The organism is Frateuria aurantia DSM 6220, from assembly GCF_000242255.2.
Lineage (GTDB): Bacteria > Pseudomonadota > Gammaproteobacteria > Xanthomonadales > Rhodanobacteraceae > Frateuria > Frateuria aurantia.
Genome location: NC_017033.1, coordinates 2558778 through 2582589 on the forward strand (window position 1 = coordinate 2558778; position 23812 = coordinate 2582589).

Genomic DNA, 23812 nt, shown 5'->3' on the forward strand with positions numbered 1-23812 from the left:
CAATAAGGGAAAGAATGATTCAGCGAATCAGGGTGGACTTGCCGAACAGCGACTCGACCAGATCTACCGCCAGCCGGGCGGTCTGGTTGCGCTTGTCCAGCGCCGGATTCAGTTCGACGATATCCAGCGACGCCATTTTACCCGCATCGGCAATCAGCTCCATGCACAGCTGGGCCTCGCGATAAGTCGGGCCACCGCGGACGCGGGTGCCGACGCCGGGCGCAATCGAGGGATCCAGAAAATCCACATCGAAGCTGACATGCAGATGGGTGTCGGGTCCCATACCTTCCAGGGCCGCCTCGACCGTGCGCTTGATGCCGTGCTCGTCGATATGACGCATGTCGAAGATCGGAATGGCCGCCTCGCGAACCAGGTGCTTTTCACCCGCGTCGACTGAACGGATGCCGATCTGCCGGAACTGGGCAGGAGTCACCGCCGGGGTGAAGCCGGCCAACCCGGCAAGCTCGGCCGGACCATGACCACAGAGGCAGGCCACCGGCATGCCATGGATATTGCCGCTGGGGCTCAGGCTGGCGGTATTGAAGTCGGTATGGGCATCCAGCCACAGGATCCGCAGTTGCTTGCCCTGCTCCCGGCAATGGCGTGCCACCGCACTGATCGAGCCCATCGCCAGACAATGGTCGCCGCCCAGCATGATCGGCAGCCGGCCAAGACTCAACTCGTCGTAAACGGCCGCGCAGACTTCCCGGTTCCAGTCGATGGCTTCCTGCAGATGGCGGTAGCCCTCGGCACTGGGAGGCAGCCAAGGATTGAGAGGACCGTGCAGATTGCCGCGGTCGATGACATCCAGGCCGAGTTTCTGCAGGCGCTGGCCAAGGTTGGCGACACGCAGCGCCTCGGGCGCCATCGAGGCGCCACGATGGCCGGCGCCGATATCGGTGGGTACGCCAATCAGGGATACAGCCGTATTGCTCATGGGGTTTCGCAAGTCTCGGGTGGGCGATGACCGGACGGATCCGGCTCATGCATGGGTTGCGCTCGATCGAACGTAGGGCGGCTATTGTGGCATTGCCGGCGGATCAGTCCAAATCAAGTGCCATGCCGGTCCGTGGCAGGCCCTCAGCGGCGCAGCTCGCGCGTCGCCGCCGCCAGCCCGTCTGTCGTCAGCGGATACATCCGCGGGCCGATCAGCTGCTGGATCATCCGGGTGGACTGGGTATGAGCCCATTGCGCCTCGGCCACCGGATTGAGCCAGACCAGATGCGGAAACCGGTCCACCCAACGCTGAAGCCAGACCTTGCCGGCTTCGGCGTTGACGTAGTCCACGCTGCCGCCGGGCTCGCTCAGTTCGTAGGGCGCCATGGCCGCATCACCGACGATGATCACCCGGGTATCCGGAGGATGGGTACGCAGCAGGGTCAGACTGTCGATGGTGCCACTGGCATGATGGCCATCGCCGGTCCACAGCTTTTCATACATGCAATTATGGAAATAACAGTGGCTGAGCCGCTTGAACTCGCTGCGTACCGCCGTGAACAACTGCTCGCAAATGGCGACATGGGCATCCATGGAACCACCGACATCAAGCAGCAACAGGATCTTGACCGCATTGTGCCGCTCCGGCCGCAGCTGCAATTGCAACAGGCCGCCCTCACGGGCCGTGGCCTGGATGGTGGCCTGGATATCCAGCTCATCGGCACGCCCCTGGCGGGCGAACTTGCGCAGCTGGCGCAGGGCGAGTTGCAGATTGCGGTCATTCAGCGGCGCATCACTGGCCAGCGCCCGATAGCGGCGCGCCTCCCAGACCTTGACAGCCCGCCCCTCCCCGCCGCGGCCCCCGACCCGAAGGCCTTCCGGATGCCAGCCACCATGGCCGAAGGGACTGCTGCCACCGGTGCCGACCCAGCGGTTGCCGCCGGCATGACGTTCGCGCTGCTCGGCCAGGCGTTCGCGAAAAGCCTGCAGCAAGGCCTCCAGCCCGCCCAGCGACTGGATCTGAGCCCGCTCCTCGGCACTCAGCCGTCGCATCCACTCGGCCCTCAGCCAGTCCTCGGGCACGTCGGTCGCCAGCAGGTCCTCGACCTGGGTCGCTCCCTGCCACCACGCGCCGAATACCTGATCGAAACGATCATAGTGGCGCTCGTCCTTGATCCAGATCGCCCGCAGCAGCCCGTGCATGGCTGCCGGCTCCATTGCCGGCAGCCGCGCCTGCAGCGCGGCATGGGCGTCCAGCAATTCGCGCGTGCCGACGCGGATTCCCGACTGGCGCAAGGCCTCGAGCAGGCTCAGCAACATGGAGCCTAAGCCTTGCGGCCCTGCCGCCGCTGCATGAAGACCAGCCGCCGCAGCAGGTCCAGATCCTGCTCGTTCTTGACCAGCGCGCCGGCCAGCGGCGGCAGCGGACGGCCCGCCTCGTTCTCGCGCAGTGCCGAGATCGGTACCTGGTCGGCCAGCAGCAAGGCCAGCCAATCCAGCAACTCCGACGTGGTCGGCTTCTTCTTCAGACCCGGCACCTCGCGAAGCTGGAAAAACAAGGTCAGCGCCTCGTCAACCAGCTGATCCTGCAGCCCCGGGAAATGCACATCCACAATCCGCTGCAGTCCTTCACGATCGGGGAAATCGATATAGTGGAAAAAACAGCGCCGCAAAAAGGCATCCGGCAACTCTTTCTCGTTGTTGGAGGTGATGATCACGACGGGGCGATGTCGGGCACGGACGGTTTCGCCGGTCTCGTAGACATGAAACTCCATCCGGTCCAGTTCCAGCAGCAGATCGTTGGGGAATTCAAGATCGGCCTTGTCGATCTCGTCGATCAGCAGCACCACCCTGCGCTCGGCCTGAAAGGCCTCCCACAATTTGCCCGGACGCAGATAGTTGCGTACGTCATCGACGCCTTCCACGCCCAGCTGGGAATCGCGCAAACGACTGACCGCATCATATTCGTACAGCCCCTGCTGGGCCTTGGTCGTGGACTTGACGTGCCACGCGATCAGCGCGGTATCCAGCGAGCGCGCCAGTTCTTCGGCCAGCAGGGTCTTGCCCGTGCCCGGCTCACCCTTGACCAGCAGTGGCCGCTGCAGCGTGACGGCCGCATTGACCGCCAGCATCAAGGCCGGACTGGCGACATAGCGTTCGGTACCCTGGAAAGCCATCGGTGAGGCTCCTTGTCGATATACGCGCCAGATTAGCCCATCGTCGATGCAGAGTCTGTTTGCCACCGTGAACATCGCGTCAACCCGCGCCGCGCATATTCCGTAGCGCTTGGTTACTATGCAGGGCTTGGCTCCGATCGAGTAACCCGATGCCCGTGTCCAGCGACACCCAGACTTTTACCCGCTCCGAGCGGATCATTCTGCGTCTGATCGCGATCTTCAAACTGGTCAAATCGATCAGTCTGATCGTGATTTCGGCCGGACTGTTCCGCCTGCATCACCAGGATACCTTCGACCGTTTCGTCGACTGGCTGCGGCACCTGCCGCTGGCCGACAATCTGCTGGGCCATCTGGTGGTCGATGGCGTCACCAAGCTGGGGCCGGGCAAGTTTCAGGCCCTGGGGCTGGTCGCCATCGGCTATGCCGTGATCTTCGGCATCGAAGGCACCGGCCTGTGGATGCGCAAGCATTGGGCCGAATGGTTCAGCGTGATCGCGACCGGCTCGCTGATCCCCTTCGAGATCTACGAGCTGTTCCATCGCTTCAGCGCCTTGAAACTGCTGGCCCTGCTGGTCAATGCAGCCATCGCGATCTATCTGATCGGAGTCGCTCGCCGTACCGGCAAAAAGCATCACTGAAGCCTGCGCCGCCATGCGGCCGGTCCGTTCTCAGAGCTGGTGGTGACCCAGCTCGGGGTCCGGTACCGGGCGCTGCGGTGCCAGCTCGACCAGATACATCGCGGCCAGCACCATGGCCCCGCCCAGCAACATGCGCCAACCGGCATGTTCACCGCCGAACATGACCGCGAACAGGGCCGCGAATACCGGCTCCAGGGTCATCACCACCGCGGCCCGGCTGGAGCTCATCTGGGTCTGGGCCCAGGTCTGCACCAGCATCGCGCCCGCACCTGCCAGCAAGGCGATATACAACACCGCCGCCCAGGCCGACGCATCCGGCGGTCGCTGCGGGCCGGCCGGCAGCGTCGCCAGGGTGCAGACCACCGCCACGGCCAGGATCTGCACGCTGGCCATGCCCATGGCATCCTCGGCTCGCGACCAGTGTCCCAGACCGACAATGTGCAAGGCATAAAGTGCCGCCGAGGCCAGGGTCAGCCACAAGCCCAGGTCGACCGTCCAGCCATGCAGGGCCAGCACCGCGATGCCGGCCAACGACAGAACTGCCGCCAGCCAGGTCGCACCCGGCAGTCGCTGACGCAGCAGCAAGGTGGCCAGCATCGGAGTGAACACCACATAGGTCCCGGTCACGAAGCCGCTGACGCTGGAGTCGATACGCGCCAGGCCCCAGGTCTGCAGCAACTGGGCCAGACCATAGACCATCCCCAGCATGACCGCCTGCTGCCAACTGCGTGCCGACAAGCGTGAAATCGCGCGCCGGAAGACCACCACCATCACCAGCGCGGCGATCACGAAGCGTACGGCCAGCAGATCGGCAGTGGACATGCGTGCCAGCACGTCCTTGATCATGAAGAAGGTGGAACCCCATACCGCGGTCACTGCCATCAGCCCGGCCGTCGCCCAGCGGGACTGCAAGCCCGATCCCTTTCTTGTCTGCATGCGATCCCCGATGCCGCGCCTGTTGCGCCTGCATGATGTCAAAAGACCATTTTCACCTGAAATCAGGCGCGCGCCCAGCCCGTGCCCTCAAGCCCCGGCCAGGCCGGAGGACGGTCGGCGCCGATGACGCCAGCCGGCCAGCCAGCGGGATGGCAACCCGGCCGCGAAATGCAGCCAGATACCGCTCCAGACCATGGCGGCAAGCCAGAGCCTGCGTGCCGCCGGATCATGGCGCCGGAACCAGCGCCACATGCCGCGATGCTTGTGCCAGCTGACAAAGACCGGACGGTGCCGGCTGGAACCGCCCTTGCCATGCTCGACCCGTACGGCGCCATCCAGCCATACCCCATAGCCCTGGTCACGCAGACGCCGACACAGATCCAGGTCCTCGCAATGCAGAAAATAGCCTTCGTCGAAGCCGCCGACGGCCTGCCAGGCGACGCGCGGCAGCAGCATCAAGGCGCCTGAGACCGCATCGCAGGCGATCGGCCCGGATAGCCAGGGACCTTGCACGGTCACGCCCTCGACCTGTTTGCGTCCGGTCAGCGTCGCCAGTGCGCGGGCCAGCAAAGGATCCCGCCGTCGCGAGGCCGGATCGGGTCGCCCCTCGGTATCGCAGATCACCGCACCGATCAGACCTGCGCGTGGCAGGCGGTCCAGACTGTTCAGCAGGCGGCCGATACTGCCAGGACTCAGCATGCAGTCCGGATTGAGAATCAACAGATAATCAGCCACGGTATGCCGGGCGCCGCGATTGACGCCCGCCCCGAAACCCAGATTTCGCGTCTGCGGCAGCAGATGGACCCGGCCATCGGCTGTCCATTCGCCCGCGACCTGTCGCGGCACGTCATCAATCGAAGCATTGTCGACGATCCACAGCTCGGTCACCTCGGACTCGGCCAAGGCCTGACGCACACAGTCGCGCAGCGACTCACCACTGTCAGCGGTGACGATCACGACCGCAACCGAAGGCCTCGTCTCGGCCCGGATCGAAGCCGGGGCCAGGGTGGCATCGCTCATAAGGGACTCGCGCCTGGCGGCGGCGGATCGGCCTGCCGTCTCTGCAGTCCGCCATCCGCCTGCCATTGCCAATCCTGTCCCTGCCCCATGTCGTCAACGGCCCGGATCAACAGCCGCCCGCTCACGCACTGCCATCGCAAGGGCGATCCATCCTTCGCCGCAATCTTCAGACCGGTATCCAGCTGATTGATACGGAGCCGCCAACACGGCTGACGGAAGACCGCCAGAGGGTCGGCCGCCTGGCGTTGATCGAGCTGCCATTCGGCCTGCAGTGCAATCGCAGGCATGATATCGGCCCGATCCGCAATCTCCGGTGGTTCGGGCTCGGGCGGCAGCAATCCGGCGAGGTCCCTCAGCCCGCCACGCGGAGCCGGCTGCAGCGGAACCGTGGCCGCCATGCAATCGTCCACTGACAACAGACGGCCCCCGCCGTCCGCCTCGAGCCAGGGACGACCGTCACGCCAGCCCGCCAGCTGGCAACCCGTCAGGCGATAAGCCTTCACACGACGCAGATCGAGCAGCCACAGCACCGCTTCCGGCCCGGCCAGCACAGCATAGTGATTGCTCTCATCCTGTTCGGGCGAACCGGTACCGCCGGGCAGCAACCAGCCATCCGGCCACAACCAGGCCTGCGTCGCCATCTCAAGGCCGGGAATCAGGCGTGGTCCGGCCACCGAGGTCGCCGGCGCAGCGTCCAGCCGCAAGACATAACTGCTGCCTTCCGGCCCGATATCAGCCAGCGGATTCCAGCCTTCGACCGGCGGCTCGGCGGCAGAAGGCGACCGCGCAGGGGGAAACAACAACGCCAGCACGCTGGCCTGCAGCAGAATGGACAGCAGACCGCAGAGCACCCCCACGGCACCATGGCCGACCACCGCGGCGATTTCCACGGCCAGTCCCGGCATGCCGACCTGACTCAGCCAGATCAGCCGATCCGACGTTCGATCCTGTCCCTGGCGCCGATACAGCCAGCCCGCCAATACCGTCGCCGACCACAGCGGCAGTCCCAGCCCCAAAGGCAGCACCGCCAGCAGTGCCGTCACGACCACGATCCCGGCCAGCTGGACCAGCCGCAACCGCAGCAGGACGGCGCGCGTCACGAGCGGGGCACCTGCAAGCCCTCGGCCATGACGCGCGGGCCTGTCGCTGTCAGCCCACCCATGCCCGGGCATTGCGGAACATCCGCATCCACGGGGAGTCTTCCTGCCAGGCATCCGGACGCCAGCTGAGCTGGGCGCTGCGGAACACCCGCTCGGGATGGGGCATCATGATCGTGACCCGGCCATCAGCGGCCGTGAAGCCGGCCAGCCCGCCCGGCGAACCGTTGGGGTTCAGCGGATAATGCTCGGTGGGCTTGCCACGGTTGTCGACAAAACGCACGGCGCCATGCGACTTGGACGGGCTGCACTCATGCGGGAAACTGACCCGGCCTTCGCCGTGGGCCACCGCCACCGGAATCCGCGAACCGGCCATGCCCTTGAAGAACAGGCTGGGCGAATCCAGCACTTCCAGGGTAGCCAGACGGGCTTCGTACTGTTCGGAAGCATTGCGCAGAAATTTCGGCCAGTGCTGAGCACCGGGGATGATGTCCTTGAGCTGGCTCATCATCTGGCAGCCATTGCAGACGCCCAGTGCGAACTTGGAATCATCGGCAAAGAAGCCGCCGAACTGGGCCCGCAGCTCGTCGTTGTAGAGGATCGAGGAGGCCCAGCCGCGTCCGGCACCCAGCACGTCACCGTAGGAGAAGCCGCCGCAGGCAGCCAGTCCGACGAACGGCGCCAGGGTCAGCCGACCGCTGAGCAGATCGGACATATGCACGTCGACGGCCTCGAAACCGGCACGGTCGAAGGCCGCCGCCATTTCGGTCTGGCCATTGACGCCCTGCTCGCGCAGCACCGCCAGCTTGGGACGAACGCCGGTAGCGATGTACGGGGCGGCCACATCTTCGTCGATATCGAAGCTCAGCTTGGGATGGATGCCCGGATCGGCGTCATCCAGCCGCAGCGCATGTTCGGCATCAGCCGTTTCCGGGTTGTCACGCAGTCGCTGCATGGCATGAGTGGTTTCATTCCAGGCACTGTACAGCTCGACCCAGTTCCACTTGAACAGGCTTTCGCCGCCCATCTGCAGTTTGATGCCCAGCTTTTCCTTGGGCCGGCCGATGGCATGGCTGATCTCGGTCAGCCCGTGCCTGGCCAGCAAGGCCTGGAACGCTTCGCGATCAGACTTGCGGATCTGCAGCACGGCACCGAGCTCTTCATTGAACAAGGCCCGCAGCGCCGCTTCGCCCCAGCCGTCCAGCGAGATTTCCAGGCCGCAATGACCGGCAAAGGCCATCTCCAGCAGACTGACGATGACGCCACCGTCGGAACGGTCATGGTAGGCCAGCACCAGATTCCGGGCCGAGGCTTCCTGCACCAGCTCGAACAAGCCCTGCAGACGCTTGGGATCATCCAGATCCGGCGGCACACCGCCGCCGCGACTGAATACCTGGGTCAGCGCCGAGCCGCCAAGCCGATCGCGGCCCGCGCCCAGATCGATCAGCCACAGCTCGGACTCGCCCTGGTCCAGCCGCAACTGCGGGGTCAGCGACTTGCGGACATCACTGACCCGGGCAAAGGCGGTGATCACCAACGATACCGGCGACACGGTACGCTGCGGGCCTTCCTCGGACTGCCAGACGGTCTGCATGGACAGCGAGTCCTTGCCGACCGGAATCGAGATGTCCAATGCCGGGCACAAGGCCATGCCGACGGCCTTGACGGCATCGAACAAGGCGGCGTCTTCGCCGGGATGATCGACGGCCGCCATCCAGTTGGCCGACAGCCGGACTTCACCCAGACTGGCAATCGGGGCCGCCGCGATATTGGTGATCGCCTCGCCCAGCGCCAGCCGCGCCGAATCGGCCGCCGACAGCAGGGCCACCGGTGCACGCTCGCCCATGGCCATGGCTTCGCCGGCATAGCCCTTGAAATCGACCATGGTCACGGCGCAATCGGCCACCGGCACCTGCCAGGGACCGACCATCTGGTCACGGCTGTTGAGGCCGCCGACGGTGCGATCACCGATGGTGATCAGAAAGCTCTTGCTGCCGATGGTCGGCAGGCGCAGCACGCGCAGCAGAGCCTCTTCCATGGCGATGCCGCCCAGATCGGCGACCAGATCCACCCGCGGCTTCAGCCGCTGGGCATCCCGATGCATGCGCGGGGGCTTGCCGAACAGCACGTCCATCGGCAGATCGATCACATCGAGCTGGCGGCGCGGATCGTGCACGTGCAGTTGCCGCTCGGCCGTGGCTTCACCGACGACAGCATAAGGACAGCGCTCGCGCTCGCAGAAAGCCTGAAATTCGGCCAGCGATTCCTTGGCTACCGCCAGCACGTAACGTTCCTGCGACTCGTTGCTCCAGATCTGCATCGGCGAGAGCTGCGGATCGTCGCAGGGAATCTTCGACAAGTCGATGACACCACCGACGCCGGCATCGTTCAGCAATTCGGGAATCGCATTGGAAAGACCGCCCGCGCCGACATCATGGACGCTGACAATGGGGTTGGCATCGCCCCGCGACCAACAGGCATCGATGACCTGCTGGCAGCGACGCTCCATTTCGGCGTTGTCGCGCTGCACCGAGGCGAAGTCCAGCGCCTCGCTGGAACTGCCCGAAGCCACCGAGGAGGCGGCACCTCCGCCCAGACCGATCAGCATCGCCGGACCACCCAGCACGATCACCGCGTGCCCGGGCTGCAGTTTGCGCTTCTGCACATCACCGCGGCGCAGGTTGGCAATGCCACCGGCCAGCATGATGGGCTTGTCATAGCCACGACGCAGACCGGCTTCGCTGGTCTCGTGCTCGTAGGTGCGGAAATAGCCGCCCAGGCAGGAGCGTCCGAATTCGTTGTTGAAGGCGGCGGCCCCCAGGGGGCCGTCACGCATGATTTCAAAGGCGCTCGCCAGCTTAGGCGGCAGCGGCCGATCCTTCTCCCAGGGCTGGGGATGACCGGGAATCCGCAGATCGGAAACCGAGAAACCGGTCAGGCCGGCCTTGGGCTTGCCGCCACGGCCAGTGGCGCCCTCGTCGCGAATTTCGCCGCCGGCACCGGTGGCCGCACCCGGCCAGGGCGCGATCGCGGTGGGATGATTGTGGGTCTCGACCTTGATCGCATAATCGATGGCTTCGACCTGGCTGCCCCAGATACCACCGGCGCCGACGCTGAAGCGTGCACCTTCGCTGCCCTCGATCACGGCCGCATTGTCCTTGTAGGCGGACAAGGTGTATTGCGGCGCATTTTGGTGGGTATTCTTGATCATGCCGAACAGCGACAGCGGCTGTTCCTCGCCGTCGATGGTCCAGCTGGCATTGAAGACCTTGTGGCGGCAATGCTCGGAATTGGCCTGGGCGAACATGAACAGTTCGGCGTCCGTCGGATTGCGACCCAGCTGGGCATAGGCCTCGGCCAGGTAATCGATCTCGTCGTCGGCCAGCGCCAGCCCAAGCTCGCGATTGGCCTCGGCCAGTGCGGCCTGTGCCGAATCGCCCAGCTGCACCGTACCCAGATCGCCCGGCGTACCATGCAGAAACAGGCCGTCAGCCTCGTCCAGCGAGCCCAGCACCGACTGGGTCATGGCATCGTACAGCTCGGCCATTACCGCGCCATAAGCGGCCTCGGCCGGCGCCGGCAAGCCCTTGGTGCGGAACGCCTGACCACGCTCGACGCGCTGCACCGGCAGATGGGCCCCCCGCAGAATGTCGGTGGCCTTGCTGGACCAGGGAGAAATCGTGCCCAGACGCGGCACCACCCACAACGAGGCGGTTTCCGGCGAACCATCCCGGGCCTCCAGAATCTGCAGCAGCTCGCCACGGGCGGCAGGCGTCAAGGCTTCGGGCGCTTCGACGAAGTATACCAGCCAGGTGGCCGTGACCTTGGCGCCACGATAGAGCTGGTCCAGGCGGGCGTTGAGGCGGTCGAGACGGAACGAGGAGAGGGCTTGCTGCCCATCAAATACGATCATGCGAAAGTAAGCTGGCAATGGCCTGATGAAGCCTCATTCTAGCCTATGCCGGCCCTGACCATAAGCCACTGCCGCCAATCACCTTCAATGCCCCGGCGATGCCTTGGCCGGGACGGTTTCACCGGCCTCCTTGCGCACCGCCTGCAGCAAGGACTCAGGACTCAGATAGCCGCCGAGCTCGCGCCCGTCATCGGCGATGATGGTCGGCGTGCCATTGGCCCCCATCCGGCTGCCCGCCTCGTATTCGCGCCGTACCGGATTGGCGCAGGATCGGGCCGGAGGCGGCGTAGCCCGCATCAGGGCGGCCTCGAAAGCGGCCTTGCGATCGTCGGCGCACCAGACATCGGCCATTTCGGTGGCCACCGGCGTCGGTCGTCCCGCCGTGGTCAGCAGTCCTTCGCGCGGCCAGGCCAGATAATCGACCTCGATGCCGAGCTGATTGATCTCGGCCATATGCCGGTGCAGTTCACGGCAAAAGCCGCAGGTGACGTCGGTGAAGACCGTCACCCGGTAACGGGGTTTCGCCGGCGCGTAGATGATGCGGTCGGCAGCGGGAATGGCCGCCAGCTGCGCACGCCGATAAGCATTCCAGGCCGGCCGGCTCAGATCGCGGGCCGGGGCCGACAGCCCCACCAGCCGGCCATCGAACATATAGCGCCCGTCATCACGGACATAGACCATCCGCCCGCCGGCAATCACCTGCTGGAAACCGGGCAAGGGTGCCGCGGTGATCGAGTCGATCTTCAGACCGGGCGCCGCCGCCTGCAAGGCCTGGCGCACCACGGCCTGCGGGCCGGAGGTCGGCGCCTGCGGCTGTGCCCATGCCAGCATGGGCAGGCAGGCGGCCAGACTCAGCCACCATCGTCTTGTTTTTGCTTGAAACGGCACCGGACACGCTCGCTGGACGGGGAATCACCCTCTATCTTCGCATCTCCCGGGCCTTTGGATGGCACCGCTCCGGATGCCACCTCGGCAGGCACGGTCCATGCATCACGATATCCGGGTCCGTTGGCGCAAGACATGCCAGCTCCACAGCGGTGCCAGCACAAAGACCGCGCAGATTGAGCTACCCAGCAGAGAAATCAGCCCAGAAGCATCATAAGGCGGCCTCAGATAATGATTGGCCCACAGCATCCAGCACAGCAGCATCCCGCAAAAGGAGTAATGATCCAGCCATACTCCGAATGGCGCCAACGAACAGCGCAAGTGCTGGGTTCGCGCATTCAACGCCACCATGGGCGTCGACCACACTTTCCAGATCGTGTAAGCGAGAATCAGCGGAGAACCGGTCGAGATCACCCAGGGAACCTCGGTGAAACCGGCAGCGAGCATCAGCAGCTGGAAGCCGATCTTGTACCCCAACACCCGTTTCACCCCTGCCAACTGGCGGGCATGAAAGGTCCTCCCGCCAGCGACTGAGCCGGGATAGAAAATCGTCACTGCTTGTTCGCAGCCATTGTCGGCAATGATCACGATGCCCTCCCCGCCTCGGTCATCAGTGCATGGCCGGAATATCGACACATCGGGCACGCCTGGCCCGGTCCCGGACGCATCAATACCCGGCCAAAGCGGCCACTCCCGCGGCCATGCCGGTAACAGCCGCCCCGGCCTCAAGGAACCCGCCCAAAGCTGTCCCCACCACCGGTACAGTCATCGCTCCGAATCCCAGTTCCACGGCAGTCCAGGCGGCCCCGGTCAGAATTGACGACAGACCCGCACCAGCAGCCGAGGCCATCATTCCCCCGGAAACATCTGCAAACTCGTTTTCAGCCAAGACTCGCATAACGATCACCTCCATGTGTTTGTCCGCAACATGGAGAATGCCGTCATACCATGTCCAAGGATTGCATCGGACAAATGGATCCAGCGTGAAAACCGCAGCCAGCCAAGTCGATTGCATGCGGCAGGCGGCGAGGCCACAAGGCATCGAGATCCTGCCATCGGCCGGGGTCGCTTCGATGGGGATTCGCGCACGACGCCCTGGTTCAGCGCATCGGTTTCAACCGCGCGGATGATGCATGGCGTGCAGCCGCTTCAGGCCTTCCTTGGCCACCAGGGTGTAGATCTGGGTGGTGCTGAGCGCGCTGTGGCCCAGCAGCATCTGCAGGGATCGCAGATCGGCGCCGTGGTTCAGCAGATGGGTGGCGAATGAGTGTCGCAGCACATGCGGCGAGACCTTGTCGCTGGCGATGCCGACCTGCACGGCGTAACGCTTGATCAAGGTCCAGAACATCTGCCGGGTCATGCCCTCGCCACGCCGACTGAGAAACAAGGCCTCGGGCTGGCGGGGTCCGGCCAGCATCGGGCGCACTTCATCCAGATAGCGTTCGACCCAGCGCTGCGACAGTTCGGCCACCGGAACCAGTCGGTCCTTGCCCCCCTTGCCGGTGATGCGCAATACCGCCTGCCGCCGGTTCAGACCGGCCAGCGGCAGCTCGACCAGCTCGGACACGCGCAGGCCCGAGGCATACATCAGCTCCAGCATCGCCTTGTCGCGCAGCCCCAGCGAAGTGCTCTCGTCCGGCGCCTGCAGCAAGGCCTCGATCTGGCCTTCACCCAAGGCCTTGGGCACGCCGCGCGGCAATCTGGGCCGTTCCAGCAGCAGGGTCGGGTCGTCGAAGCCCGGCTGGCGGCGGGCCAGATCGGCATAGAAGCGCCTGAACGCCGATTGCCGGCGTGCCATCGAACGCACCGACAGCGGCGCCGAGCCCTGGTAGGCCGCCAGATCCTCGCGACGGGCGGAAACCAGTTCGCGATGGCGCCCCGCCAGCCAGCCGCCCAGTCCCAGCAGATCACTGCGATAGGCCTCCAGCGTGCGTTCGGCCAGACCATGTTCGGACCAGATCCGCTCGATGAAACCGGCAATGCGTTGCCGGTCGGCGGCGCTGGCCTGGGCGGGACTGCCGGGATCCGGCCCGGGTGATGAAGACTTGTGGAGATCGGACATAGGCGACATCCTCGCCCGGTCCCGACAGGCAGACAAGCCCCGCCCGATGAAAACGCCCCCACCCCGACGGCGCCTGCTTCGCCAGATCGCCGCTGCCGCTTATGACCTGCTGGTCTGCACCGCCCTGCTGGCCGCTTCGGGCCTGATGGCGCAGCTGGCCACCCATGGCCGCTTGTTCGATGCCGCCGGCCACCTGCGCCATGCCTGGTTCCGCCCCTTGCAGGCCGGCGTGATCGCCGCTTATCTGCTGCTGTCGTGGTCACGCGGCGGGCAGACGCTGGGATTGAGGGCCTGGAAGTTGCGTCTGGTCTCGGCGGATGGCGGCCCGACCAGCGGCTGGCAGCGAGGGTGGCGGCTGCTGATCATCAGTCTGCCCTGGCTGGCCCTGGAGGCCGCCCACGCCGCCAGCCTGAACACCGCCCTGACCGGGGTCGCTTTGCTATGGACACTGGCCTGGGCTTGTGGCCTGATCGACCCTGATCGATGTGCGATACAGGATCGCCTGGCCGGGACCCGCATGCATGTCGTCAACCCGAGGTTGGTCCAGAGCAATCCGGTCGGACCCGATTGAAAACAACTCTCTCTGTGATGGGTTAAAATGTCGCACCAGAAGCCTTCAGGCGGCAAGAGCATGCTTTACGAACTCCACGAATGGCAGCGTTCCGTGCTCGGCTCGATGAGCTACTGGGCCCAGGCCAGTGCCAAGGCCTTGACCGAACAGAACAGCCTGTTCTCGCAGCTGCCCGGCGCGCAGCGCGTGGCGGCCGGCTGCGAATTGATGTACCGGCTGGGCAAGGACTACGAAAAACCCGAGTTCGGGATCGCCCGGGTCGAGCGTGACGGGGCCGAACTGGCCATCAACGAGCATGTCATCGAAGCCCGGCCGTTCTGTCAGCTGCGCCACTTCCGCCGCTATGCGACCTCGTCCGAGACGCTTGCCAAACTGGAACGGGACCCGTTGGTGCTGGTCGTCGCCCCGCTGTCCGGCCACCATGCCACCTTGCTGCGCGATACGGTGCGTACCCTGCTGCCGGAACACGATGTCCACATCACCGACTGGGTCGATGCACGGATGGTCCCGGCCGACGTCGGCGGCTTCGGGCTGGATGACTACGTTGCCTATATCGAGGACTTCATCCGCATGCTGGGCGCCGAGCGGCTGCACGTGATTTCCGTGTGCCAGCCGACAGTGCCGGTACTGGCCGCGGCCTCGCTGATGGCCGCCCGTGGCGAGACTACGCCCTTGAGCCTGACCCTGATGGGCGGCCCGATCGACCCGAGGGAAAGTCCGACCGACGTCAACAGCCTGGCCACCACCCGCCCGCTGAGCTGGTTCGAGAACCATGTGATCCACACGGTACCGGCCACCTATCCCGGTCATGGCCGGCCGGTGTATCCGGGCTTTCTGCAGCATGCCGGCTTCGTGGCGATGAACCCCGGCCGCCACGTCAGCTCGCACTGGGACTTCTACCAGGATCTGTTGCGTGGCGATCTGAACGATGCCGCCCAGCATCGCCGTTTCTACGACGAATACAATGCCGTGCTGGATATGCCGGCCGAATTCTATCTGGACACCATCGAAATCGTGTTCCAGGAGTTTCTGCTGGCGCGTGGCCTGTGGCAGGTCAAGGGCGAGCTGGTGAATCCTGCCGCCATCCGCCGCGGCGCTCTGCTGACCATCGAAGGCGAGCTGGACGACATTTCGGGGCTGGGCCAGACCGCCGCGGCCCACGGGCTGTGCAGCGGCATTCCCAAACGCCGGCATCAGCACGAAGTCATCGCCGATGCCGGCCACTACGGCATCTTCAGTGGCCGGCGCTGGCGGGAAACGGTTTACCCCATCGTCCGCGATTTTATACGCCGTCAGCCTGTGCCGAAGCGCTGAGCGGACGCGCCGGCACCCAGGAAAAAGCTGCGGAAGGCCTCCAGACTGCGCTCGATGGCGGCATCGTCAATGCCCAGGTGGGTCACCAGCCGCAGGCTGGGCAGATAGCCGACACCGATCTTTACCCCATGGCTGGCCAGATGGGTGGCCAGCGCCCGCTGCCGCTCCAGCGGCAAGGCGGCAAACACCATATTGGTGTGATGGCTGACTTCACCCAGCTCGGGCAGACCGGACAGGCCTTCGGCCAGGCGCCTGGCCCGCGCGTGATCCTCGGCCAGGCGCTCGACATGATGATCCAGCGCATGGATGCCGGCTGCCGCCAGCATGCCGGCCTGGCGCCAGCCGCCGCCGGTCACTTTGCGCCAGCGCCTCGCCTTGTCGATCAACACGCGCGATCCCAGCAACACCGACCCCACCGGTGCGCCCAGGCCCTTGGAGAGGCAGATCGAGACCGAGTCGAAATAGCGGCAGATCTGGCGGGCACTGACGCCGCGGTCCACCGCGGCGTTGAACAGCCGGGCGCCATCCAGATGCAGGGACAGGCCATGCGCCCGCGCGACATCGTGGGCCGATTCCAGGTACTCCAGCGGCAGCGCACGGCCGTTCCAGGTATTTTCCAACACCAGCAGCCGGGTCCGCGCGAAATGGGGATCGATCGGCTTCACCGAGGCGGCCACCTGATCCAGCGGCAGGCGGCCGTCCGCCAGCTGTACGACAGGCTGGGGCTGGATGGAACCCAGCACCGCCGCACCGCCGCCCTCCCATTTGAAGGTATGCGCATCCATGCCGACCAGGTATTCGTCGCCACGTTCGCAATGCGCCAGCAAGGCCAGCAGGTTGGACTGGGTACCGCTGGGTACGAACAAGGCGGCTTCGAAGCCCAGATCCTTGCCCAGTCGCTGCTGCAGCGCCTGAACCGTCGGATCCTCGCCATACACGTCGTCCCCCACCGGCGCATCGCGCATCGCGTCACGCATCGCCTCGGTCGGCAAGGTCACCGTGTCACTTCTCAGATCAATCACATCCACTTCCATTCCACCTGCGACCAAAAAACCCAGCTTAGCGCCAGGGCCGCGGCAAACATAGCCCACCAAGGTGAAGGCAAAGCTGGCCGTATCGTCAGAACTGTCGGCCGGTCACGCAGACGTCGCGGTCTGCCCGGCGCTTGAAAACGGAACCCTCCGGCCTGTGCTAACGTCGGCCGCGACATCACCCGAAGGGAATCCGGTCATGCACGACTACGCCATCTGCGACCTCTGCGACGCCCACGAAGACCGGCTGCAGCAGGGGCGCCTGCAGATCGTCGAGCCTGAGTACCAGATCTACGGCGGACGCCGCCATTTCTCCGGCCCGGTCTTTACGCTGAAGGTATTCGAGGACAATTCGCTGGTCCGCAGCCTGCTGGAGCAGCCGGGGCTGGGACGGGTCCTGGTGGTCGATGGCGGTGCCAGCCGGCGCTGCGCCCTGCTCGGCGGCAATCTGGCGGCGCTGGCGGCCGACAATGGCTGGGCCGGCCTGCTGATCTGCGGCTCCGTACGCGACCGGCAGGAGCTGGATGCCGCCGAGGTCGGAATCCGGGCGCTGGGCCTGCATCCGCGCAAGAGCACCAAACGCGGACTGGGCGGTCAAGGCGATGTAGGCACCGCCCTGCACTTTTCCGGTGTTCGCATCCGCTGCGGCGATTGGCTGTATGCCGATGAGGACGGCATCCTGATTTCCGATGAGCCACTGCCGCCGGCCTGAGCCGGCAAGCTCAACTGTGGCGTCGGAAGTACAGCCAGGCCGCCCCGCTCAGCGCCATCGCCGGCAACAGGTTGGCCAGCAGCGGCGGAATCCCGTAGACCGTGCCGAAGCTGACGATCGCCTGCTGCAGAAAGTACCAGGCGATCGCCAGCAGCATGCCGACGAACATCCGCTTGCCCAGACCGCCTGAACGCAGGGCTCCGAAGGCGAACGGCATCGTGCACAGCACCAGCACCAGCACATTGAAGGGATAGATGGCACGGCCCCAGAAGGCCGAAGCATAAACGCCCGGACTTTCGCCGTTGGCTTCCAGGTAGGCCATATTGCGACGCAGGTCGCGCATCGGCAGATATTCGGGATGGATCACCGACTGCTCGATCACCGAAGGATTGAGGTTGGAATCCCAGGCCTCGCGATCCGTCTCCTGACTGCTGACACCGGCCGGGCCAAGCACGGCGCTGCGGACCTGCTTCAGCACCCACTGCCCGCCCTCATGCGTCGCGATCCGTGCATGGTCGAAACGCGAAATCTGGCCGTCCGGGGTCAGGGTGAATACCCGCACGTCCAGCAGTTCCACCTCGGGCTGCACATCGCCGTGACGGACCAGGATCGCCTGCTTGGCATTGATCACCCGCGCACCGTCCCGCGCCCACAAGCCGCTCTCGGTGGCCCCCAGGCTGCGCGACTTCAGGCGCGCCATCATCTGCTGGGCCTGCTGGTCACCCCAGGGCGCCAGAGTCTCGCCAAGAATCACCACCCCGACAATCAGCACCGTGACCACCCCTACAGCCGAGGCGGCAATCCGCAGCTTGGACATGCCTGCCGCCCGCAGAGCGGTCAGCTCACCGGTCGAGGCCAGACTGCCCAGCCCCATCAGACCACCGATCAGAGCGGCATTGCCGAACATCTGATAGAGCCGGCGCGGCAGGGTCACCAGTACATAGAGCATCGCGCCGCTCAGCGTATAGCCATTCTTGCCGACATTGCCGAGCTGGCGCAGAAACTGCAGCACCGCGTCGAAGCCGGTCAGCACCAGCCAGGTCATCAGCAGCGAACTGAGCACGGTGATGCCGATCAGCCGATCGACCCGCTTGATGGACAGATCGAGCTTCATGCCGCCACCTCGCGTCGGCGGCGCGGCCGGTATTGACGGGCAAAAGCCCAACCGGCCAGGCCAAAGATCAGCAGATCGATCAGCCACATCGAGGCGGCATTGTGCCAATGGCCCTTGGATATCTGGGCCCGGCAGATCGCCAGCATGGCGTGGTAGACGAAAAAGGCCAGCACCGCCAGCAGCAACCGCCCGTAACGGGGTTCGCGCGGACTCTGTCGCGACATCGGCAGCGCCAACATCATCAGCACCAGCACCATCATCGGCACGGTGGTGCGCTCGGCCAGCTCCGAACGGGCCAGCGGGTCCGACGAGCGGGCCAGATCCAGGGTCCGCATCGCCAGCACCGGATCATCATCATCGTCACTGGACTGCAGATTGGACAGCGAAGCGTCGTTGAGCTGGTACTTCATCGCGCGCCAGGCATTGTCGTCCAGCGGGATCTCGTATTGCCAGCCATCGCTCAATTCCAGAAAACGACCGCCGCCGTTGCTCTCCTGGTACAGGCGACCATGGGCACCCGATACGATCTTCAGCTCGTGCCGCCCTTGCTTGTCGACACGCTCGGTCGCCAGAAAAGTCCGCCCCAGCTGACGGCCATTGCGGCTGAGCTCGTCCACGAAGATGATGCCCGCGGTACGCCCGGGCAGATCAGTGAACTGCCCCGCGTTCAGACCCGCGGCGATGACCGAACGATTGGCCTGCACGATGAGATCGTTGGAAGTTCGCATCGCCCAGGGGCCCAGCCACATCGACACCACGGCCACCAGCAGCGCCGTGATCAGCCCCAGCATTGCGACCGGTCGCAACAGGCCGCGCAACCCCATGCCGGAAGAGGCCAGCACATGCATCTCGCTTTCGCGATACATCCGGCCCAGCCCCTGCAACAACCCCAGAAACGCCGCCAGCGGCAGAAGATTGGACAGCCCCTCGACCATGTTCAGCCCCAGCACCTGGAACATCACACTGGCGGGAAAGCTGCCATTGGCCACCTGCTGCAGCACATGGGCGAACGAAGTGCCGGCGAAGATCGTCAGCAGGACCACGGCCGTGGCCGCCATCGCCAACGATAGCTCGCGTAGAAAGTAGCGGTCGAGAATACTCAGCATGATGCGATAACATAGATCCAGTCGCCGACTGCATGATGCGCCGGCAAACCGCGAGTTTAACGCGTCCGGGGCCCCTCGGATGCCTGCAGGAAATTTCGATGACTTTACAGTTCAGCCTGACCTCCGCCGCTCCCGAGAGCATCGCCACCGCCTGCATCGTTGCCGGCGTCTATGAAGGCGGCGTATTCACCAGCGGCGCCGCCCGCCTGGATACCGCCAGCCAGGGCGCGCTCAAGCAGCTGGTCGATGCCGGCGATCTGACCGGCCAGCTCGGCCAGACCCTGGTGCTGTTCAAGCCGCAGGGCGTCGCCGCCGAGCGCATTCTGGTGGTTGGTCTGGGCACGCAGAAGTCCTTTGACGCCCAGCGCTTCCAGAAGGTGAGCCTGGATGCGGCCCGCGCCATCGACAAGCTGCCGGTGAGCGAAGCCGCCAGCCTGCTGCCGGAGATCGATGTGCCGGCCCACGACATCAACTGGAAGGTCCGCACCGCCGCACTGGCGGCCGATCATGCCGCCTATCGTTACACCGCCACGATCAAGGCGAAGCCGGGCACCAAACCGCAGCTGGCCAGCCTGCAGCTGAGCGGCGGCGATGCGTCCGCCGATGCGCTGGCCCAGGCTTCCGCCATTGCCGCCGGCATCCGCTTCGCCCGCGAACTAGCCAACCTTCCGCCCAATATCTGCAATCCGCAATATCTGGCCGACCAGGCCATGGCCGTAGCCGATGAACACGATGCGGTCAGCTGCCGCATCCTGGACCATGTCGAGATGGAAAGCCTGGGCTTCGGCTCGCTGCTGGCTGTCGGCCGCGGCTCGGTCAACAAGCCCAAGCTGATCGCCCTGGAGTATCGCGGCGCAGGGGACGACAGCCGTCCCTACGCCTTGGTCGGCAAGGGCATCACCTTCGACACCGGCGGCATCAGCCTCAAGCCCGGTGCCGGCATGGATGAAATGAAGTTCGACATGGGCGGTGCCGCCGGCGTGCTGGGCAGCTTCCTGGCCACCGTCAAGCTGGGCCTGCCGATCAACCTGGTCTGCGTGGTCCCGGCCGTGGAAAACATGCCCGACGGCGATGCCTACCGCCCCGGCGACGTACTGACCAGCCTGTCCGGCATCACCATCGAAGTGCTGAACACCGATGCCGAAGGCCGTTTGATCCTGTGCGATGCGCTGACCTGGACGGGCCAGACTTACCAGCCCAAGGCCATGGTCGATGCCGCGACCCTGACCGGCGCCTGCGTGGTCGCCCTGGGCAAGCATGCCAGTGGCCTGCTCAGCAAGCATGACGATCTGGCCGATGAATTGCTGAAGGCCGGCCAGCACTCGCTGGATCGCGCCTGGCGCCTGCCGTTGTGGGACGATTACCAGAACCAGCTGGAGTCGGGCTTTGCCGATGTCGCCAACATCGGCGGCAAGGCCGGCGGCACCATCACCGCCGCCTGCTTCCTGGCCCGCTTCACCGAAAACCAGCGCTGGGCCCATCTGGACATCGCCGGTACCGCCTGGGATGAAGGTCGCAAGGGCAGCAGCACCGGCCGCCCGGTCAGTCTGCTGACCCAGTGGCTGATCGACCGCGCACAGGAGGCCTGAGCTTGGAGGCCAAGCGCAGCACGGGTGCCGCGATGACCGGGCTGGACTGAGTCCATGGCACGCGCCGATTTCTATCTGATCGACAAGCCGCGCTTTCGCGACCAGCCTTTGCTGCTGGTCTGCGAACTGGCCCGGCGAGCCTACGCCAGTCAGCAGCCGACCCTGATCCTGGTGCGTGACGAGGCCCAGGCCGAAGCCTTGGATGAGCTGCTGTGGGCCTTCGACGAGGATGCTTTCATCCCGCACCAGCTCGCCGGTGATGCCGATGACGCCAGCACCGCGGTGCTGATCGTGCTGCCCGGCACCACCACTCCGGATCGTCCGCTCATCATCAATCTGCGTGACGAGATCGCCGGCGGCGATTACCAGCGGGTGCTGGAAGTCATCGCCGCCGATCCAGCCGAGCGCGATGGCTCCCGCCAGCGCTGGCGGCAGTATCAGGCCCTCGGCCTGGAACTGGCCAAGCACGACATGTAGGTCCACCGCCGGCGTGCCCCGAGGCGCCGGCGGATGGCATCACGGCCGGCGCCGGGAAGCCGGCATACCTGCCGCCTCCACCACTGGCAGCGGCAGACGGATTCGGGCCACCGTCCCCCCCATGGCTCCCGACCTTGGCCCAAGACCGTCAGGCAAGGCACCACATCGGCTGGCGGCAAGCAAGGTGATCTGCCCACCCATCCGCCGCACCCAGTTCCGGCAGATGGCCAGTCCCAGCCCCTGGCCGACGCTGCCTGCCGTCGCAGGCAGGCGAACAAAGCGTCTGAACACCCGCCGTCGCTCGGTCTCCGGGATGCCCGGCCCGGTATCATGGATCCACAACCACCACTGCCCGGCCCGCCAGCATGCGACCAGTCCCACCTCGCCCGCCGACGTGTATTTGATCGCATTGCCCAGCAGATTGAGCAGCAGTTGCTCGATCCGTGCGGCATCGCCCTTCAGCATGGCCGGGCAGGCACCCAGCCACCGGTATTGCAAGCTCAGTCCCTTGTCCGCGGCCAAGGGGCTCATCAACTCAAGCACACCCATACACAAGGCCTCCGGCGCAAACGGGGCCGGCCTGAGTGCGGCCCGTCCCATCGGCCGCAGGGCGTCGTCAATCAACCGCAAAAGCAGCTCGCCGGACTGACGCATGGCCAGCAGGAAGCGCTGCTGGCGTCGGTTCACCGGCGTCGCGGCCAGCAGTTCCAGCATGCCCAGCAGACCCGCCAGCGGCGTCCGCAACTCATGGCCCAGATCGGCCATTCCCTGAGTCAGGCCGACGTGATCAAGGCCGGGTCGGGCCGCACACCAGCGCCCCGCCCGCCAGCTGGCGCCGATCCCTCCCATCCCGAAGCCCAGATAGGTGAGCCAGGCCCACCAGCGCCGCCAGGGCGGCAGCATCACCCATACCTCCCACTGCGCCGCCATGCAGACCGGGCGCCGTCGTCCGGGCGCCGCCCGGATCTGCAGCAGATGCCTGCCATGCTGGAGATGGGTATAAATGCGCCAGCCGCTGTGCCCCACATCGGCCCAGCCACGATCCATGCCTTGCAGATGCATATGACAGGACAAGGGCTCGCCTGCCTGCCCGGAGACCGGATGCAGCACCGCCCGCAGCACCGGCTCCCTCCAGTCGATACGAATCAGCCGTGTTGGCGAACCGGTCGGCAGCGTCCGCCAGCCACGTGCGCGCAGCACCTGGAGTTCCAGATCCGCATTCATCTGGTCCCCCTTCGTTGCCGAAGGGGCTGAACAGGGCTGCCGAGTCAGGTGCCGAGCGCCCCGAGGTTCCGGCCAGCAACAGGCGGGCGTTCGATATCCGGGCATGCCGGCTGCGGCCGCTACGAGTGCTGCCGGCGGTGGGTGGAGGCAAAGTTGATGGAATGCCGAACAGATCCCGGCCAGGTTTCGCGAAAATCCCGAGGCAGCGGCCGGCGCAGGAAGACTCGGGGCCGCGAGGCCCTGCAAGCCGCAACGGAGCACATTCGTCAACCCTGAAGCGACGCCTCCCGGAAAGCATTCCGGCAAAGACAGGACCGAAGCAGGAGATGATCCGGCCGATGCGAGCAGAGCCATAGCAAGGGCCAGGCGCTTTGCGCGGCAGCCTTGCCGGCCTCCTGCAGTTTCCATGCTCGCCATCCGCCCCGCCCATGTCTGATCGTCAAGTCCAGACTGAACAGGGCGGAGTGGAGGCGAAGTCGGCGTACGCTCAAGGCGACGCCTGCAACGCCTCCGTCAAGCCTCAGTGCTGATGACCACCGGCACCGTGCACATGGCCGTGCTGCAGCTCTTCCTGACTGGCATCACGGACTTCGGTCACTTCGATATCGAAGTTCAGCGGCTTGCCAGCCAGCGGATGATTGCCATCGACAGTCACGGTGCTGTCATCGACCTTGGTCACGGTGACGCTGATCGGACCCTGCGGACCGCTGCCCTGGAACTGCATGCCCGGCTCGATCTTGTCGACGCCCTGGAAGGCTTCGCGCGGCACGCTCTGGATCAGCTCTTCGTGATGCTCGCCGTAGCCTTCGGCAGCCGGCACTTCGACCTTGAACTTGTCGCCGACGGTCTTGCCTTCCATCGCCTTTTCCAGACCGGGCACGATCTGGCCGCTGCCGTGAATGTAAGCCAGCGGCTCGCGGCCCTGGGAGCTGTCGATCACGGCACCCTCGCCATCGGTCAGGGTGTAGTGAAAGCTGGCGACGCGCTGAGACGCAATCTGCATAATTATT

22 protein-coding genes are annotated in these 23812 nt (G+C 65.4%); 6 read left to right on the top strand and 16 right to left on the bottom strand.

Going from position 1 to position 23812, the window contains the following annotated elements; all coding sequences use genetic code 11:
* Positions 1–19 precede the first annotated feature (19 nt).
* The 3 genes from rocF to FRAAU_RS11850 form a co-directional block, all read right to left on the bottom strand.
* Positions 20–937, bottom strand: coding sequence for an arginase (gene rocF / locus FRAAU_RS11840; RefSeq protein ID WP_014403762.1), 918 nt, complete (start codon positions 935–937; stop codon positions 20–22).
* 143 nt (positions 938–1080) lie between these two features.
* Positions 1081–2256, bottom strand: coding sequence for a vWA domain-containing protein (locus FRAAU_RS11845; RefSeq protein WP_014403763.1), 1176 nt, complete (start codon positions 2254–2256; stop codon positions 1081–1083).
* Between the two features lie 5 nt (positions 2257–2261).
* Complete coding sequence (locus FRAAU_RS11850) at positions 2262–3113, bottom strand: AAA family ATPase (protein ID WP_014403764.1); 852 nt, start codon at positions 3111–3113, stop codon at positions 2262–2264.
* 149 nt (positions 3114–3262) lie between these two features.
* Here FRAAU_RS11850 and FRAAU_RS11855 point away from each other — a divergent pair, with 149 nt between their 5' ends.
* The gene (locus FRAAU_RS11855) at positions 3263–3751 is read left to right on the top strand and encodes a DUF2127 domain-containing protein (protein ID WP_014403765.1); all 489 of its coding nucleotides are present in this window, start codon (positions 3263–3265) and stop codon (positions 3749–3751) included.
* Between the two features lie 30 nt (positions 3752–3781).
* Here FRAAU_RS11855 and FRAAU_RS11860 read toward each other — a convergent pair whose 3' ends face one another.
* The 8 genes from FRAAU_RS11860 to FRAAU_RS11895 form a co-directional block, all read right to left on the bottom strand.
* Positions 3782–4687, bottom strand: coding sequence for a DMT family transporter (locus FRAAU_RS11860; RefSeq protein ID WP_014403766.1), 906 nt, complete (start codon positions 4685–4687; stop codon positions 3782–3784).
* 87 nt (positions 4688–4774) lie between these two features.
* Positions 4775–5707: a glycosyltransferase family 2 protein gene (locus tag FRAAU_RS11865; RefSeq protein WP_014403767.1), complete on the bottom strand. Its 933-nt coding sequence runs from the start codon at positions 5705–5707 to the stop codon at positions 4775–4777.
* Positions 5704–6807: a hypothetical protein gene (locus FRAAU_RS11870; protein WP_014403768.1), complete on the bottom strand. Its 1104-nt coding sequence runs from the start codon at positions 6805–6807 to the stop codon at positions 5704–5706. The genes FRAAU_RS11865 and FRAAU_RS11870 overlap by 4 nt, the downstream gene beginning before the upstream one ends.
* Before the next feature lie 49 nt (positions 6808–6856).
* Positions 6857–10717, bottom strand: coding sequence for a phosphoribosylformylglycinamidine synthase (gene purL / locus FRAAU_RS11875; RefSeq protein ID WP_014403769.1), 3861 nt, complete (start codon positions 10715–10717; stop codon positions 6857–6859).
* An 84-nt stretch (positions 10718–10801) separates the two neighbouring features.
* Positions 10802–11548, bottom strand: coding sequence for a DsbC family protein (locus FRAAU_RS11880; protein ID WP_014403770.1), 747 nt, complete (start codon positions 11546–11548; stop codon positions 10802–10804).
* 159 nt (positions 11549–11707) lie between these two features.
* A complete protein-coding gene (locus FRAAU_RS11885) occupies positions 11708–12190 on the bottom strand; it encodes a hypothetical protein (protein ID WP_014403771.1) in 483 nt (160 codons plus the stop codon).
* Positions 12191–12269: 79 nt separating this feature from the next.
* Positions 12270–12644: a hypothetical protein gene (locus FRAAU_RS11890; protein WP_156803412.1), complete on the bottom strand. Its 375-nt coding sequence runs from the start codon at positions 12642–12644 to the stop codon at positions 12270–12272.
* Between the two features lie 72 nt (positions 12645–12716).
* The gene (locus tag FRAAU_RS11895) at positions 12717–13664 is read right to left on the bottom strand and encodes a site-specific tyrosine recombinase XerD (RefSeq protein WP_014403773.1); all 948 of its coding nucleotides are present in this window, start codon (positions 13662–13664) and stop codon (positions 12717–12719) included.
* Positions 13665–13710: 46 nt separating this feature from the next.
* Between FRAAU_RS11895 and FRAAU_RS16595 the strand changes: the two genes are divergently transcribed.
* The gene (locus FRAAU_RS16595; protein WP_014403774.1) at positions 13711–14235 is read left to right on the top strand and encodes an RDD family protein; all 525 of its coding nucleotides are present in this window, start codon (positions 13711–13713) and stop codon (positions 14233–14235) included.
* Positions 14236–14295: 60 nt separating this feature from the next.
* Positions 14296–15549: a polyhydroxyalkanoate depolymerase gene (locus FRAAU_RS11905; protein WP_014403775.1), complete on the top strand. Its 1254-nt coding sequence runs from the start codon at positions 14296–14298 to the stop codon at positions 15547–15549.
* On the opposite strand, the gene ltaE is transcribed toward FRAAU_RS11905, so the two are convergent.
* On the bottom strand, positions 15528–16577 hold the full coding sequence (gene ltaE, locus FRAAU_RS11910) for a low-specificity L-threonine aldolase (protein WP_156803414.1): 1050 nt from the start codon (positions 16575–16577) through the stop codon (positions 15528–15530). The two genes, FRAAU_RS11905 and ltaE, sit on opposite strands and share 22 nt — an antisense overlap.
* Positions 16578–16779: 202 nt before the next feature.
* Here ltaE and rraA point away from each other — a divergent pair, with 202 nt between their 5' ends.
* Positions 16780–17292 (top strand): ribonuclease E activity regulator RraA, encoded by a 513-nt coding sequence (gene rraA, locus FRAAU_RS11915; protein WP_014403777.1) that lies wholly within the window; start codon positions 16780–16782, stop codon positions 17290–17292.
* Between the two features lie 10 nt (positions 17293–17302).
* On the opposite strand, the gene lptG is transcribed toward rraA, so the two are convergent.
* Together lptG and lptF are read right to left on the bottom strand one after the other, a co-directional pair.
* Positions 17303–18406 (bottom strand): LPS export ABC transporter permease LptG, encoded by a 1104-nt coding sequence (gene lptG / locus FRAAU_RS11920; RefSeq protein WP_014403778.1) that lies wholly within the window; start codon positions 18404–18406, stop codon positions 17303–17305.
* Entirely contained in the window at positions 18403–19512 is a 1110-nt protein-coding gene (gene lptF / locus FRAAU_RS11925; protein WP_014403779.1) for an LPS export ABC transporter permease LptF, read from the bottom strand. The genes lptG and lptF overlap by 4 nt, the downstream gene beginning before the upstream one ends.
* Positions 19513–19610: 98 nt before the next feature.
* On the opposite strand from lptF, the gene FRAAU_RS11930 reads away from it, so the two are divergent.
* Positions 19611–21101, top strand: coding sequence for a leucyl aminopeptidase (locus FRAAU_RS11930; RefSeq protein ID WP_014403780.1), 1491 nt, complete (start codon positions 19611–19613; stop codon positions 21099–21101).
* Between the two features lie 54 nt (positions 21102–21155).
* Positions 21156–21578, top strand: a complete 423-nt coding sequence (locus tag FRAAU_RS11935) for a DNA polymerase III subunit chi (RefSeq protein ID WP_014403781.1) — start codon at positions 21156–21158, stop codon at positions 21576–21578.
* Positions 21579–21617: 39 nt separating this feature from the next.
* Here FRAAU_RS11935 and FRAAU_RS11940 read toward each other — a convergent pair whose 3' ends face one another.
* Both FRAAU_RS11940 and FRAAU_RS11945 read right to left on the bottom strand, forming a co-directional pair.
* Positions 21618–22802, bottom strand: a complete 1185-nt coding sequence (locus FRAAU_RS11940; RefSeq protein ID WP_014403782.1) for a sensor histidine kinase — start codon at positions 22800–22802, stop codon at positions 21618–21620.
* 520 nt (positions 22803–23322) lie between these two features.
* On the bottom strand, positions 23323–23805 hold the full coding sequence (locus FRAAU_RS11945) for an FKBP-type peptidyl-prolyl cis-trans isomerase (RefSeq protein ID WP_014403783.1): 483 nt from the start codon (positions 23803–23805) through the stop codon (positions 23323–23325).
* Between the last annotated feature and the right edge of the window lie 7 nt (positions 23806–23812).

Bases quoted from the DNA above. Each gene is read 5' to 3' on its own strand.
- rocF (WP_014403762.1), bottom strand. From the start codon at position 937: ATGAGCAATACGGCTGTATCCCTGATTGGCGTACCCACCGATATCGGC.
- FRAAU_RS11845 (WP_014403763.1), bottom strand. From the start codon at position 2,256: ATGTTGCTGAGCCTGCTCGAGGCCTTGCGCCAGTCGGGAATCCGCGTC.
- FRAAU_RS11850 (WP_014403764.1), bottom strand. From the start codon at position 3,113: ATGGCTTTCCAGGGTACCGAACGCTATGTCGCCAGTCCGGCCTTGATG.
- FRAAU_RS11855 (WP_014403765.1), top strand. From the start codon at position 3,263: ATGCCCGTGTCCAGCGACACCCAGACTTTTACCCGCTCCGAGCGGATC.
- FRAAU_RS11860 (WP_014403766.1), bottom strand. From the start codon at position 4,687: ATGCAGACAAGAAAGGGATCGGGCTTGCAGTCCCGCTGGGCGACGGCC.
- FRAAU_RS11865 (WP_014403767.1), bottom strand. From the start codon at position 5,707: ATGAGCGATGCCACCCTGGCCCCGGCTTCGATCCGGGCCGAGACGAGG.
- purL (WP_014403769.1), bottom strand. From the start codon at position 10,717: ATGATCGTATTTGATGGGCAGCAAGCCCTCTCCTCGTTCCGTCTCGAC.
- FRAAU_RS11880 (WP_014403770.1), bottom strand. From the start codon at position 11,548: ATGCTGGCATGGGCACAGCCGCAGGCGCCGACCTCCGGCCCGCAGGCC.
- FRAAU_RS11890 (WP_156803412.1), bottom strand. From the start codon at position 12,644: ATGCCTTGTGGCCTCGCCGCCTGCCGCATGCAATCGACTTGGCTGGCT.
- FRAAU_RS11895 (WP_014403773.1), bottom strand. From the start codon at position 13,664: ATGTCCGATCTCCACAAGTCTTCATCACCCGGGCCGGATCCCGGCAGT.
- FRAAU_RS16595 (WP_014403774.1), top strand. From the start codon at position 13,711: ATGAAAACGCCCCCACCCCGACGGCGCCTGCTTCGCCAGATCGCCGCT.
- FRAAU_RS11905 (WP_014403775.1), top strand. From the start codon at position 14,296: ATGCTTTACGAACTCCACGAATGGCAGCGTTCCGTGCTCGGCTCGATG.
- rraA (WP_014403777.1), top strand. From the start codon at position 16,780: ATGCACGACTACGCCATCTGCGACCTCTGCGACGCCCACGAAGACCGG.
- lptG (WP_014403778.1), bottom strand. From the start codon at position 18,406: ATGAAGCTCGATCTGTCCATCAAGCGGGTCGATCGGCTGATCGGCATC.
- lptF (WP_014403779.1), bottom strand. From the start codon at position 19,512: ATGCTGAGTATTCTCGACCGCTACTTTCTACGCGAGCTATCGTTGGCG.
- FRAAU_RS11930 (WP_014403780.1), top strand. From the start codon at position 19,611: ATGACTTTACAGTTCAGCCTGACCTCCGCCGCTCCCGAGAGCATCGCC.
- FRAAU_RS11935 (WP_014403781.1), top strand. From the start codon at position 21,156: ATGGCACGCGCCGATTTCTATCTGATCGACAAGCCGCGCTTTCGCGAC.
- FRAAU_RS11940 (WP_014403782.1), bottom strand. From the start codon at position 22,802: ATGAATGCGGATCTGGAACTCCAGGTGCTGCGCGCACGTGGCTGGCGG.
- FRAAU_RS11945 (WP_014403783.1), bottom strand. From the start codon at position 23,805: ATGCAGATTGCGTCTCAGCGCGTCGCCAGCTTTCACTACACCCTGACC.